This window comes from Streptomyces sp. R11 (assembly GCF_041051905.1).
Classification (GTDB): Bacteria; Actinomycetota; Actinomycetes; order Streptomycetales; family Streptomycetaceae; genus Streptomyces.
On the sequence record NZ_CP163432.1, the window covers coordinates 3,152,376 to 3,164,800 of the forward strand.

A 12,425-nucleotide genomic window follows, 5' to 3' on the forward strand; every position below is an offset into this window, starting at 1 on the left:
CTCGTCCCGCAATGCCCTGGTAGGCATGTTTCATGGCGAAAGACAGTGCGAGCGACTTCGGCCGTCCGGACCCCGCCGGCCCCGAGCTGCGGGTGCTACGGAAGGACGAATGGGGCATCTGGTACGACACCCTGATCCGCGCCTTCAGTGGAGTCCCGGAGGCGGCCGAGGAGCGGGAGTTGTGGGACTCCCTCACCGAGCTCGACCGTTCCCTCGGCGCCTGGGACGGGGACGTGTGCGTGGGGACGGCCGGCGCGTTCAGCTTCCGGCTCACCGTGCCCGGCGGAGCCGCCGTGCCCGCCGCCGGCGTCACGATGGTCAGCGTCGCCGCCACGCACCGCAGGCGCGGCGTGCTTACGTCGATGATGCGCCGGCAGTTGGACGATGTGCGCGAGTGGGGTTGGCCGGTGGCGGTGCTGACCGCCTCCGAGCCGGAGATCTACGGCCGGTTCGGCTACGGCATCGGCACCTACCAGGTGAGCGCCGAGATCGACACCGCGCGCGTGCGGCTGTCCGTGCCGCCCGGCACCGACGACGTACGGCTGCGCTACGCCGTACCGGCCGACGTCCTCGACGCGTGCGAGGCGGTGTACGCGCGCAAGGTGTCCGGCCGGCCCGGGATGCTCGCACGGCTGCCCGGCTGGGAGCGGCTCGGGCTGCTCGACCCGGAGAGCGACCGGGAGGGCGCGTCGCCGCTGCAGTGCGTGCTGGCGGAGCAGGGCGGCGAGGTCGTCGGGTACGCGCGGTTCCGCGTCAAGCCGGAGTGGGACGGCAACGGCCCCTGTGGTGCCGTGCAGCTGCGGGATGTTCAGGCCCTGACCCCGGTGGCGGAGGCCGCCCTGTGGCGGTTCCTGTTCGGCATCGACCTGACGTCCAAGGTGACGGTGCGGTCACGTCCGACGGACGAGGCGTGGCTGCACCAGGTCTCGGACCTCCGACGGTGCGTGGTGCGGGTGAAGGACGCCCTGCACGTACGGCTGGTGGATGTCGGGTCCGCACTGGCGGCGAGGACGTACCAGGCGCCGGTGGACGTCGTGTTCGAGGTCGAGGACGCCTTCTGCCCCTGGAACACGGGGCGTTGGCGCCTGATGGGGGATGCCAAGGGTGCGTCGTGCGAGCGTACGACGGACGCCCCCGATCTCTCCCTGTCCGTAAGGGAGTTGGGGGCTGCCTATCTCGGCGGCGTGAGCCTGGGGGCGCTGGGTGCCGCCGGGCGCGTGCGGGAGGTGCGGCAGGGGGCGTTGGCGGAGGCGTCCGTGGGGTTCGCCTCCACTGTGGCTCCGTGGTTGCCGCACGGGTTCTGACGCCCGGTCAATTCGCTACGGGGATTGCTTACGGCGTCTGGCAGTTCGGGCACCAGAAGAGGTTGCGGGCGGCCAGGTCGGCGGTGCGGATCTCGCTGCCGCAGATGTGGCAGGGCAGATTGGCCCGGCGGTAGACGTACACCTCGCCGCCGTGGTCGTCGACGCGGGGCGGGCGGCCCATCGCCTCCGGGGTGTGCTCGGGGCGGACGGTGTCGATGCGGTTGTTGCGGACGCCCTCGCGCATGAGGTCGACGAGGTCCGTCCAGATGGCGTCCCACTGTGCGGGGGTGATGTCCTTGCCCGCGCTGTACGGGTCGATGCGGTGCCGGAAGAGGACCTCGGCGCGGTAGACGTTGCCGACGCCGGCGATGACCTTCTGGTCCATGAGCAGGGCGGCGATGGTCGTACGGCTGCGGGAGATTCTGCTGTAGGCGGTGTGCGGGTTCGCGTCGGCGCGGAGGGGGTCCGGGCCCAGGCGGTCGTGTATCGCCTGCTTCTCCGTGTGCGTGATCAGGGCGCAGGTGGTGGGGCCGCGCAGGTCGACGTATGCGGTGGTGTTCGCGAGGCGGAGGCGGACGGTTTCCGTGGGTGGGGGTGCGGGTGCGGCACCGAAGTTGACCTTGCCGAAGAGGCCGAGGTGGATGTGGATCCAGTCGGTGTCGCGGAAGGCGAGGAAGAGGTGTTTGCCGTGGGCCTCGGTGTGGGTGAGTTCTGCGCGGTCGAGGAGGGCTGCGGCGTCTGAGAACTTGCCCTGGGGGCTGGTGACGTGGGGGGTGGTGCCGAGGAATGCGGTGGCGTAGTCCTGGGCCAGACGGTGGATGGTGTGGCCCTCGGGCACGGTGGCTCCTTGTTGGTGTGCGGGTGCCTGCCGGCGGCGGTGCAGCGGGTTTCTCGCCCCCGCCGCCCCTACCCTTCCCGTCCTCCAGGGGCTCTGCCCCTTCGACCCCGGGACCTGAGTGCTGCCGCCCCCGGACCCCAGCTGTCGGCCTGAAGGGCCTCGTCCTCAAACGCCGGACGGGCTGAAGTACCTGGACCGGCGTCGAGAACGTGCCGCCGACGCGCGCAGCCCCCGGCAGCCCCCGGCATCGAGGGGCGGAGCCCTGTGGCGCTACCGCTGCGGGTGGTGCGGCGGGATCGGGGGGAGGTCGCCTGTCGTTTCGTAGGCGGAGAGCATTTCGATGCGGCGGGTGTGGCGGTCCTCGCCGGAGTACGGGGTGTTGAGGAAGGTCTCGACGAACTTGGTCGCCTCGTCCTGGGTGTGCATGCGTGCGCCCACGGCGACGACGTTGGCGTTGTTGTGCTGGCGGCCGAGGGAGGCCGTCTCCTCGCTCCAGGCCAGCGCCGCGCGGACGCCCTTGACCTTGTTGGCGGCGATCTGCTCGCCGTTGCCCGAGCCGCCGATCACGATGCCGAGGGCGTCGGGGTCCGCGGCCGTCTGCTCCGCCGCGCGGAGGCAGAAGGGCGGGTAGTCGTCCTGGGCGTCGTAGATGTGGGGGCCGCAGTCCACCGGGTCGTGGCCGGCCGCCTTGAGCCAGTCGACGAGGTGGTTCTTGAGTTCGAAGCCCGCATGGTCGGAGCCGAGATACACGCGCATGGAACGAGTGTGACATGGCTGATAAGGGGCAGCAGCGCCGGGTGTCGATCGTGTTAATTGTGACCCAGGCCATGGAAGCTCAAGGAAACCTCAAGTAACAATCCCGAATCAAAGGTTCCCGAATCCGTTCTCCTCCGATTCACTGGTCCGACTCGTACGCCTCATGCACCCCGCTAGTACGAGAACCGCTCACCACGGCGCAAAGGAAATCCGTTCCATGACTTCGCAGCCGACCCAGAAACCGGCCGGACCGGCCGAACCGGCCGCAGGCGGCCACGGCCTACAGGCCGGGCTCAAGAACCGCCATCTGTCCATGATCGCCATCGGTGGTGTCATCGGCGCCGGGCTCTTCGTCGGGTCCAGCTCCGGTATCGCCACCGCGGGCCCCGGCATCCTCCTCTCGTACGCCCTCGTCGGCACGCTCGTGGTGCTGGTGATGCGGATGCTCGGTGAGATGTCCGCGGCGAACCCGACCTCCGGATCGTTCTCCGCCCACGCCGACCGCGCGCTCGGCAGCTGGGCCGGGTTCTCCATCGGCTGGCTGTACTGGTTCTTCTGGGTGGTCGTGCTGGCGGTCGAGGCGACCGCCGGTGCGGTGATCCTGGAGGGCTGGATCCCGTCCGTCCCGCAGTGGGCCTGGGCCCTGATCGTCATGGTGGTGCTGACCGCCACCAACCTGGTCTCCGTCGGCTCGTACGGCGAGTTCGAGTTCTGGTTCGCCGGGATCAAGGTCGTCGCCATCGCCGCGTTCATCATCATCGGCGGGCTGGCCGTGTTCGGGCTGCTGCCGGGCGTCGACAGCGAGCAAGCAGGGCTGAGCAACCTCACCGAGCACGGCGGATTCCTGCCGAACGGGCCCGGAGCCATCCTCACCGGTGTGCTGCTCGTCGTCTTCTCCTTCATGGGCAGCGAGATCGCCACCCTCGCCGCGGGTGAGTCCGAGAACCCGCAGCAGGCCGTCACCAAGGCCACCAACAGCATCATCTGGCGTGTCGCCGTCTTCTACCTCGGCTCGATCTTCGTCGTCGTGGCCCTGCTGCCCTGGGACAGCAAGTCCATCGCCGACGACGGCTCGTACGTCGCCGCGCTCGACTCCCTCGGCATCCCGCACGCCGGTCAGATCATGAACTTCATCGTGCTGACCTCGGTGCTGTCCTGCCTCAACTCCGGCCTCTACACCGCCTCCCGCATGGCCTTCTCCCTCGGCCAGCGCGGGGACGCGCCGAAGTCCTTCGCCCGCACCACCGGCAACGGTGTGCCGCGTACGGCGATCCTCGCGTCCGTCGCGTTCGGATTCGTGGCCGTGTTCTTCAACTACAAGTTCCCGGACTCCGTCTTCCTCTTCCTGGTCAACTCCTCCGGTGCGGTCGCCCTGTTCGTCTGGCTGGCCATCTGCTTCTCGCAGCTGCGCATGCGGAAGATCATCAAGGCCGAGGCGCCGGAGAAGCTGGTCGTGAAGATGTGGCTGTACCCGTATCTGACCTGGGCCACGGCCGCGCTGATCGTGTTCGTCCTCGGCTACATGCTCACCGACACCGAGCACGACGGTCGCAAGACCGTGCTGCTGTCGCTGCTGGTGGCCGCGCTCGTACTGGCCGTCGCCTTCATCAAGCAGAAGGTCCGCGGCGGACACCGTCCGGCGGTTGTCGAGGCCGCCGCCGCGTCGGATGTGCAGCACGACGAGGTCAAGACCGGCTGATCTCTGCCCCACCTCCTCGGCCCAGGGCTGAGAACTGGGCTGAGAACGAGATCGAGGGGCCCTCGGAACGCTTGCGCGTTCCGAGGGCCCCTCGGCTTTCGTGCTCACAGCACGGTGAAGCCGTCCCTCACCTTCTCGTAGGTCTTCAGCGCCTGCTCTTCGATGTCCGGCTGGTACCACGTGTTGATCTGGTACGACTTCCCGTCGACGGTGAAGCCCAGCAGGCGGGCGTGCCAAGGCAGATCGTCGAGGGTGAAGGTGTACTCCCAGACCACCGCCGGGTGTCCGCGGAACGTCGTCCGCTCCAGGCGGATCTTGTTGTAGTCCCGGCCCTGTTGGGCGTTCTGCTCCGACTTCTGCCAGGAGTCCATCAGGTCGTCGCGGGCCAGGGACGACTTGGCGGCGAGTTCCTGCTTGGCGTCCGGTGACGTGTAGTGCACCTCCGACCCGGTCTTGACGTCCCGCTGCCAGCCCTCGGGCGGCACCCACGCGAACCCGCCCGCCTCACGGCGCGAGCCGGGCGGCAGGCTCTGCGGCCTCGACGTGCCCTCCACCGTGGACGAGGGGCCGGCGCCCGGGGAGGACGCCGCCGAGGAGAGCGGCGACGGCGAGGAGCTTGCCTTGTCGTCCTCGGGCGAACCGGAGTTGGCCACCAGCACGACCGCTACGACGGCGCCGGCGGCGACGCTTGCGACGGCCGCGATGAGAGTCGTACGGCGATGCCGCCCGCGTCGGCGTTCGGCCGGGACGGCGGGGCCGGGGAGTTCGCCGGGCGGCATGGAGGGAGGGGTGGGAGGCCTGGCGTTGTGGGGCCCCGTACCGCCGTGCGCCGGCCCCGGCGCCGGCCGCCTCTCGGTCACCGCTTCGGAGCGCATCAGGGAGACGCCGTTGCGGCGGGGCGCCACGCTGCCGGAACGACCGGCCGGGGTGGGTGAACGCACCTCTGAACTTCCCTGGGAGGCGAGCTCGGTGGAGGCGTTGGGGGCGCGAGGGGGCTCCGTCGCTGGGGGCGGGGTGGCGGTGGAGGGAGCAGAGGTGGCCGCTTCGGGTGCGGGCACCTCGGCGTCGGGTGTGGCCGGGACTCGGGTCGTCGGGGTCGGGGTCGGGGTGGAGGTGGGGTTCGGTGGCGTTGGCGGGACGGCGTCGCGTACGTCGTCCGGCCGGCGGGGATCGGGCAGGGCCGGGAAGCGGGGGGCCTCCAGGTAGGCGGGGGTGGGCGATTCCCCTGGGGGCTTCGGGCTCCAGGGGAGGTGGGGGGTTGCCGTTGCCGATGCCGATGCAGGGTGGTCGGGGTTGGCTGCCGCTAGGTCTGGGGCCGCTCCCCGTTCGGGCTCGGGTAGAGACTCGGGGCGGGCAGGTTGAGGGTGCGGGCCGGGTATGGGTTCGGGTCCGCTGTGATGCTCGGGGGCAGGGCTTCGTGCAGGGGCAGTGCCTCGTGCGGAGTCGGCGCTGCGTGCGGGATCAGGGGCGGGTGCGGAGTCGGCGCTGCGTGCGGGATCAGGGGCGGGTGCGGAGTCAGAGGTCCGGGCGGGGTCGGAGACCCGTGCGGGATCCGAGGCGCGGACGGAGTCAGAGCCACGTGCGGAGTCGGAACCGCGTGCAGGATCAGAGCCCCGTACGGAATCAGGCCCACCTTCAGAGTCAGGACCCCGTACGGAATCAGGCCCACCTTCAGAGTCAGGGCCCCGTACGGAATCAGAGCCGCGTGCGGGGTCAGGGCCCCCTACGAGGCCAGGGCCACGTATTGCTTCAGGCCCATGCGCTGCGTCCCGCTCGGGACCAGGCACTGGTTCGGGCCCTTTGCCGACCGCCGGGCCCGCTTCCGGCACGGACGTGCTCGGCGGGGCCGGTTCGGGTGCCGCACCAGGCGTGGGCCACGCGGTCCCCTCGCCCCACGTTCCAGAGCCGGCGACAGCCCCCGCGCCCAACGCGCCGGGATCGACCGCGCTCTCCGCGTCCAACCGCCCGGCCTCGGCGCCAGCCCCCGCGTCCAATTCCCCGGAGCCGGCAGCAACCCCCGCGCCCGATCGCCCGGGGCCACCGGCAGTCTCCGCGTCCAACCGCCCGGCCTCGGCGCCAGCCCCCGCGTCCAATCCCCCGGAGCCGGCAGCAACCCCCGCGCCCGATCGCCCGGGGCCGGCAGCAACCCCCGCGCCCGATCGCGCGGAGCCAGGAGCCGTCTCCGCGCCCGATCGTCCGGGCCCGGCGGCAGTCTCCGCGTCCGACCGCCCGGGCCCGGCGGCAGCCCCCGTGTCCAACTCCCCGGGGCCGGCAGGAGCCTCCGCGCCCGGCCGGCCGGGGCCCGCCATGGTCTCGGGCTCCCCTCCCCCCGGCGCACGCGTGACCGGCGCGGGCGCCGCCACCGGCATCGTTGGCGTAGGGGCAGGGAACGCCACCGGCTCCAGGGCCGTTTCCAGGGTGTCCAGGCCGGGGCGGAGGGTCGGGTCCTTGTCCAGGAGGGCGGCGAGGATGTTGCGCAAGGGGCCTGCCGTGGGCGGGAGTTCGGGCTCCTCGTACAGGACCGCGTGCAGGGTCGCGAGGGTCGTGTCGCGGGAGAAGGGAGAGCGGCCGGCGAGGGCCGCGCACAGGGTGGCGCCCAGGGACCAGATGTCGGACGGTGGGCCCTGGGGGCGGCCGGAGATGCGCTCGGGGGCCATGTAGTCGGGCGAGCCGACCAGCATGCCGACCATGGTGAGCGCCTTCGCGTCCTGGATCGCCGCGATGCCGAAGTCCGTCAGGACCACCCGGCCCCGCCCGCGCGCGACCTCAGTCTCCACCAGGACGTTGCCCGGCTTGATGTCCCGGTGCAGCACCCCGCGGTCGTGGACCTGGCGCAGAGCCGCGAGCAGGCCGATGCCGATCCGGGCCGTCTCGCACGGGCCCAGCGGGCCCTCCTCCGCCATGATGCGCTCCAGGGAGCGGCCGGCCACCAACTCCATGACGATCCACAGGCGTTCGCCCTCGTCGACCACGTCGTAGACCCGTACGACGTTGGGGTGGTCGATCCTCGCCGTCGCCCGCGCCTCACGCAGGGTGCGTTCACGACGTGTGCGTGTGTCCTCCGGGTCGAGGCCGTCGATGCGCATTTCCTTGACGGCGACCAGACGATCGAGTATTTCGTCGACCGCTCGCCACACGCGCCCCATTCCCCCCTGGCCGATACTCTCGACCAGTCGATAGCGCCCCGTCACCAGTAAACCTGGAACCCCACCGCTCCTCGTATTTCCCATATTCCCCGGCAATCCACTGCACCCCCCTCGATGCCGCACCAGACATTCGCCATTGAAACACAATGGTCACACTTCAGGCTGTACCAGCATAGTGCGGAGAAATCTTGTGGTACCTCTTCAAGTACTGCGAATTCAGGCGCAGGCAAGGGGGACGAACATGAGTTCTCGTCGCACGACGGCCATCGCGGGATCGCTGGTCGCGACATCTTTCTCGGCGGTGATGATCCTTTCCTTCACTGCCAGTGCGGACGACCAGGGGCCCGGGAGCAGCAAGGGGGGAAAGGTCATCGACGAGGCACCGGCGGGCGTGCAGCTCACCACCGAACTGCCCGAGAAAATCTCGGTGAACAACAGTTCGGAGGAAACCGAGATCACTGCCACCGTCAAGAACGAAGGGACCAAGGACAGCGGAAAGATCCAGCTTTTGGTCGTCGGGTTCGACGGCCTGACGGTCAAGAATGTCGAGGGCTGCTCGGCAATCGAGAAGAACAGTCTTCCGGAGGGCTCGAACAGCGGTTTCGCCTGCCCCGTCGACAATCTCCCCGCCGGTGAGTCGAAGTCGTATGCCGTGGCCGCGACGTACGACCTGGGCAAGGAGGGCAATATCTGCCTCCCCGTCCAGACCGGTGACGGCAAGAAGACCTACTGGCAGCAGGGCCCGGTGCCGTTCGGTACGACGAACCCGTCACCGGACGCTCCGGCCACCCCGCTGTTGCTCGGCACCGACAACAAGCCGGTCGCACCGGGTGCCGACAAGCTGCCCAAGACCGGCCTCGGCCGGGACGTCCTGCCGCTGGGCGCGGCCGGCGCGACACTGATCGCGGCCGGCGCGGCCGGGCTGTGGTGGTCTCAACTGCGGCGGCCGCGGCGGTCGCAGGAGGTCTGACCCGGCGGGCCCTGTGCGACGTGGAAACGGGCCCTGTCCGGCGCAGAAGCGCACGGAAACACGAAGAGGCTCGCCGGGTGCAGTACTCACCCGGCGAGCCTCTTCCGCGAGGACTGCGGCGTCAGCGGTTGGCGAACTTCCAGGCGGTGGGCAGCGCGCCCATCGCGAGGGCCGCCTTGAGGGCGTCGCCGATCAGGAACGGGGTGAGGCCGGCCGCGATCGCGGCGGTCGCCGACATGCCGGTGGCGAGGGCCAGGTAGGGGACGCCGACGGCGTAGATGATCGCCTCGCCCAGCAGCATGGCGCCGGCGGTGCGCAGGGCGGTGCGGTCGGCGCCGCGGCGGGCCAGGGCGCCGACGACGGTGGACGCGAGGATCATGCCGAGGATGTAGCCGAAGGACGGGGCCGCGGCGCCGGAGGTGCCCTCCGCGAACCACGGAACACCCGCGATGCCCGCCAGCGCGTACAGCGCGAGGGAGAGGAAGCCGCGACCGGCGCCGAGGGCCGTGCCGACCAGCAGCACCGCGAGGGTCTGGCCGGTCACCGGCACCGGGGAGCCCGGCACGGGCACGGCGATCTGGGCCGCGAGGCCGGTGAGCGCGGCACCGCCGACGACGAGCGCGATGTCGCGAACGCGGGAGGCCGGGAGCAGGTCGGCGAGGACCTGTCCGGGGCGGGCGGGGGCGGCGGCAGCGGTGCTCATGGGGACTCCGCGAGGTGAGGGCAGTACGGGACGCTGCGACGCTATCCCAGCGTGTGCATGCCGATCACCGTCAGTGGTCGACAAAGGGCGGATCACGGGGTTGGTGGGCTCCGGACAAAGGATGGGGGTTACACCGGGTACGAGGTGATGCCGGTCACTGAGGCGAGGACGTCCAGCTCACAGGCCGGTCTCCCGTCTCGCCCATCGGTCTGCCGCTCTCGCCCGTCTCGCCCGTCGGTCGCCGTCTGGGCAGCGGTGGGCCGTTTTGCTAGCTTCGAGCACATGGTCGCCCAGTCCCGGAACTTCTCGTCGCGTCGCCACGTCGACCTGCGACGCGTGGGCGCGGCCGCCTGTCGCCGTCCGGGGTGAGTCGGCCGTCGGTTCGACTCGCCCGCACCAGACGGCGCAGTGTCGGACCGGCTCCCGAGGAAGTTCCCCATGCCCCGTATCGCGGCCCCCACCCTTTCGACTTCGACTTCGACTTCGACCCCGACTTCGGCTTCAAGCGCGACTTCGACTCCGACTCCGAGTTCGACCTCAACCTCGACCTCGCATTCGTCTCCGATCCCCCGTGTCTCCGACAGCGACCGGCGCCGTACCAGCGCCAGCGTCATCCTGCGGTCCGTCCTTGAGCACGGGCCGGTGGCGCGCAGCACCATCGCCCGGCTGACCGGCCTGTCCCCGGCCTCGGTGACCGACCACTGCGCCCGCCTCACCGAGCTCGGGTTCGTCCGGGAGGCCGCCGCACCCCGGCGGTCCAAGGGCGTCGGCCGGCCGCACGTACCCATCGACCTGGACCACTCCCGGTTCGTGGTGGGCGGGGTGCATGTGGCGGTGCCGTACACCACCGTGGCGCTGCTCGATCTGCGTGGACGGGTCGTCGCCGAACGGGAGTTGAAGCACTCGGGGGCCATCGATCCGTACGGCGTCCTGGCCCGCGCCGCCGACGGGCTCGCCGCGCTGCTGGACGCGGCGCCGGGCAGCCGGGCGCTCGGCGTCGGCTTCGCCGCGGGCGGCTGGGTGGACCGGGACTCCGGGACCGTCGTCGAGCACCCGATGCTGGGCTGGCGCGAGGTGCCGGTGCGGGAGGTGCTCGGCGCGCACACCGGGCTGCCGGTCCATGTGGACGGGCACGCGCGGGCGTTGGTGAACGCGGAGCGCCTCTTCGGGCGGGCGCGCGGCAGCCGGAGCGTGCTGCATCTGTTCGTCGGCAATGTGGTCGACGCGGCCTTCGCCACCAATGACGAGGTGCACCACGGCCCCCGCTCCCAGGCCGGCGCGATCGCCCATCTGCCGGTGCCGGGCGGTACGGAGACCTGCGACTGCGGGCGGGTCGGCTGCCTCCAGGTCGAGCTGAGCGAGCGGACGTTGTGCCGGCGGGCGCGGGCTGCGGGCGTCATCGACGGGGCGAACCCCATGCATGTCGTGCACGCGGCGGCGGGCGGGGACCCGGTGGCGGTACGGCTGTTGACCGACCGGGCGCGGATGACCGGCCGGGCGGTGGGGCTGCTGCAGGACGTGCTCAACCCGGAGACCGTCGTCGTCACCGAGATCGGCGTCCTGAGCCGGGAGGACTGTCTCGGCGCGCTGCGCAAAGCGGCCGGGACGGAGCGGGCAGCCGCGGTCGTGCCGACGAGTTTCGCGGATTCGGTCCTCGCTGTGGCGGGCGGATCGGTGGCGCTGGACGTGCTCTACCGGGATCCGTTGGCCGCGTCACCTGAGGCTATTTAATTCAGAAACTCGGAATATTGACAGGGACCACCGATGACCAGGAACATCCTGCTCATGAGCCCGTTCGTGAGCTGTCGCACCCACTGTTGCTGACACGTTGCCGCGTGTGAAGCGCTCATTTCCTCCTGCGTGAATTCCCTTTCTCCGGCTTCTCCTGCCCGGAATTCCGCATGCTTTCTTGCCCTTTTTCTCACTCACGGAGTCCTCCCATGTCTTCTTCTCCTGTGCCGGGTGTCGACCGACGGCTCTTCCTTACCTCCCTGCTCGGCGCCGCGGCCGGCGTCGCCGGACTCAGCGGCTGCGCCGACGGCAGCACGGCCGCCGCCGGCGAGGGCGCCTCGACCGCCCCGCTGGCCAAGAACGTGCCCGCCGGTACGAGCCTGAAGATCGCCTCGTACCAGAACACCCAGCAACTCCAGTTCAGACTGGCCAAGTTGGGTGATCCGCCCTTCAAGGTCAGCAACTGGCTGAACATCGGCGCCGGGCCCGATGTCATCAACGCCTTCCGGGCCAAGTCCCTGGACCTCGCCAACAACGCGGGCATCCCGCCGATCCAGGCGTACTACCAGGGCTTCGACGCGAAGATCGTGGCGATCAACATCACCCGCAAGCCCAACTACCTCTTCGCCACCAAGCCCGGCAGCGACATCCGGTCGGTCGACGACTTCAAGGGCAAGCGGCTCGCCTTCTCGCAGGGCCAGGCACAGGGTGTCGTCCTGCTGCGCGCGCTGAAGAAGGCCGGGCTGAAGTACGACGACGTGGAGCTGGTCCCGCTGACCAGCAACCAGTTCCTCACGGCCCTGCAGTCCGGGCAGGTCGACATCGCCCCGCTCGCCAACAGCCAGGCGCCCGCCTATCTGAAGCAGTACGAGGGCAAGGGCGCCCGCGTCGTCACCACCGACGTCGTCGACCTTCTCAGCCTGCTGTGGGCGCCGGTCTCGGTGCTGAACGACTCCGCGAAGGCCGCCGCGATCGCCGCGTACATCCCGTACTGGGCCAAGGGCCAGGTGTGGACGTACGAGCACCCCGACGTCTGGAACCGCGAGTTCTACGTCAAGACGCAGAACCTGACCCTGCCCCAGGCCGAGGCGATCACCGAGCTCGCCAACAAGCCGCTGTTCCCGCCGAGTTGGGACGAGGCCATCAAGTGGGAGCAGCAGACCGCGGATCTGCTCGCCGAGGGCGGGTTCGTGAAGAAGTTCGACGTAAGCGAGCTCTTCGACCACCGCTTCGAGGGCATCGCCGCGAAGTCCGTACCGGCCGAGTACCGGAAGTGAC

The 12,425-nt window shown here is 70.3% G+C and carries 10 protein-coding genes; 5 read left to right on the forward strand and 5 right to left on the reverse strand.

All coding sequences use genetic code 11. The features are described from left to right. The first annotated feature begins 32 nt into the window (after positions 1-32). Positions 33-1,304: a GNAT family N-acetyltransferase gene (locus AB5J55_RS14300; protein WP_369271045.1), complete on the forward strand. Its 1,272-nt coding sequence runs from the start codon at positions 33-35 to the stop codon at positions 1,302-1,304. A gap of 28 nt (positions 1,305-1,332) precedes the next feature. Here the strand turns inward: AB5J55_RS14300 and AB5J55_RS14305 are convergent, their stop codons facing one another. Both AB5J55_RS14305 and AB5J55_RS14310 read right to left on the reverse strand, forming a co-directional pair. After that, on the reverse strand, positions 1,333-2,142 hold the full coding sequence (locus tag AB5J55_RS14305) for an Fpg/Nei family DNA glycosylase (RefSeq protein ID WP_369271046.1): 810 nt from the start codon (positions 2,140-2,142) through the stop codon (positions 1,333-1,335). Between the two features lie 270 nt (positions 2,143-2,412). Next, the gene (locus AB5J55_RS14310) at positions 2,413-2,898 is read right to left on the reverse strand and encodes a ribose-5-phosphate isomerase (RefSeq protein WP_369271047.1); all 486 of its coding nucleotides are present in this window, start codon (positions 2,896-2,898) and stop codon (positions 2,413-2,415) included. 217 nt (positions 2,899-3,115) lie between these two features. Here AB5J55_RS14310 and AB5J55_RS14315 point away from each other — a divergent pair, with 217 nt between their 5' ends. Beyond that, on the forward strand, positions 3,116-4,597 hold the full coding sequence (locus AB5J55_RS14315) for an amino acid permease (RefSeq protein ID WP_369271048.1): 1,482 nt from the start codon (positions 3,116-3,118) through the stop codon (positions 4,595-4,597). A gap of 104 nt (positions 4,598-4,701) precedes the next feature. On the opposite strand, the gene AB5J55_RS14320 is transcribed toward AB5J55_RS14315, so the two are convergent. After that, entirely contained in the window at positions 4,702-7,734 is a 3,033-nt protein-coding gene (locus AB5J55_RS14320) for a protein kinase (RefSeq protein WP_369271049.1), read from the reverse strand. Between the two features lie 250 nt (positions 7,735-7,984). On the opposite strand from AB5J55_RS14320, the gene AB5J55_RS14325 reads away from it, so the two are divergent. Next, positions 7,985-8,713 (forward strand): hypothetical protein, encoded by a 729-nt coding sequence (locus AB5J55_RS14325; RefSeq protein WP_369271050.1) that lies wholly within the window; start codon positions 7,985-7,987, stop codon positions 8,711-8,713. 121 nt (positions 8,714-8,834) lie between these two features. Here the strand turns inward: AB5J55_RS14325 and AB5J55_RS14330 are convergent, their stop codons facing one another. Beyond that, positions 8,835-9,416 (reverse strand): biotin transporter BioY, encoded by a 582-nt coding sequence (locus tag AB5J55_RS14330; RefSeq protein ID WP_369271051.1) that lies wholly within the window; start codon positions 9,414-9,416, stop codon positions 8,835-8,837. Between the two features lie 128 nt (positions 9,417-9,544). Further along, positions 9,545-10,030 carry a hypothetical protein gene (locus AB5J55_RS14335; RefSeq protein WP_369276490.1) on the reverse strand — a complete coding sequence of 162 codons (486 nt, stop codon included), beginning with the start codon at positions 10,028-10,030 and terminating at the stop codon, positions 9,545-9,547. Here AB5J55_RS14335 and AB5J55_RS14340 point away from each other — a divergent pair. Next, positions 9,981-11,147 (forward strand): ROK family protein, encoded by a 1,167-nt coding sequence (locus AB5J55_RS14340; RefSeq protein ID WP_369276181.1) that lies wholly within the window; start codon positions 9,981-9,983, stop codon positions 11,145-11,147. The genes AB5J55_RS14335 and AB5J55_RS14340 overlap by 50 nt on opposite strands. Positions 11,148-11,356: 209 nt before the next feature. Continuing rightward, positions 11,357-12,424 (forward strand): ABC transporter substrate-binding protein, encoded by a 1,068-nt coding sequence (locus tag AB5J55_RS14345; RefSeq protein ID WP_369271052.1) that lies wholly within the window; start codon positions 11,357-11,359, stop codon positions 12,422-12,424. Position 12,425 lies beyond the last annotated feature (1 nt).

Bases quoted from the DNA above. Each gene is read 5' to 3' on its own strand.
- AB5J55_RS14300 (WP_369271045.1), top strand. From the start codon at position 33: ATGGCGAAAGACAGTGCGAGCGACTTCGGCCGTCCGGACCCCGCCGGC.
- AB5J55_RS14310 (WP_369271047.1), bottom strand. From the start codon at position 2,898: ATGCGCGTGTATCTCGGCTCCGACCATGCGGGCTTCGAACTCAAGAAC.
- AB5J55_RS14315 (WP_369271048.1), top strand. From the start codon at position 3,116: ATGACTTCGCAGCCGACCCAGAAACCGGCCGGACCGGCCGAACCGGCC.
- AB5J55_RS14325 (WP_369271050.1), top strand. From the start codon at position 7,985: ATGAGTTCTCGTCGCACGACGGCCATCGCGGGATCGCTGGTCGCGACA.
- AB5J55_RS14330 (WP_369271051.1), bottom strand. From the start codon at position 9,416: ATGAGCACCGCTGCCGCCGCCCCCGCCCGCCCCGGACAGGTCCTCGCC.
- AB5J55_RS14335 (WP_369276490.1), bottom strand. From the start codon at position 10,030: ATGACGCTGGCGCTGGTACGGCGCCGGTCGCTGTCGGAGACACGGGGG.
- AB5J55_RS14345 (WP_369271052.1), top strand. From the start codon at position 11,357: ATGTCTTCTTCTCCTGTGCCGGGTGTCGACCGACGGCTCTTCCTTACC.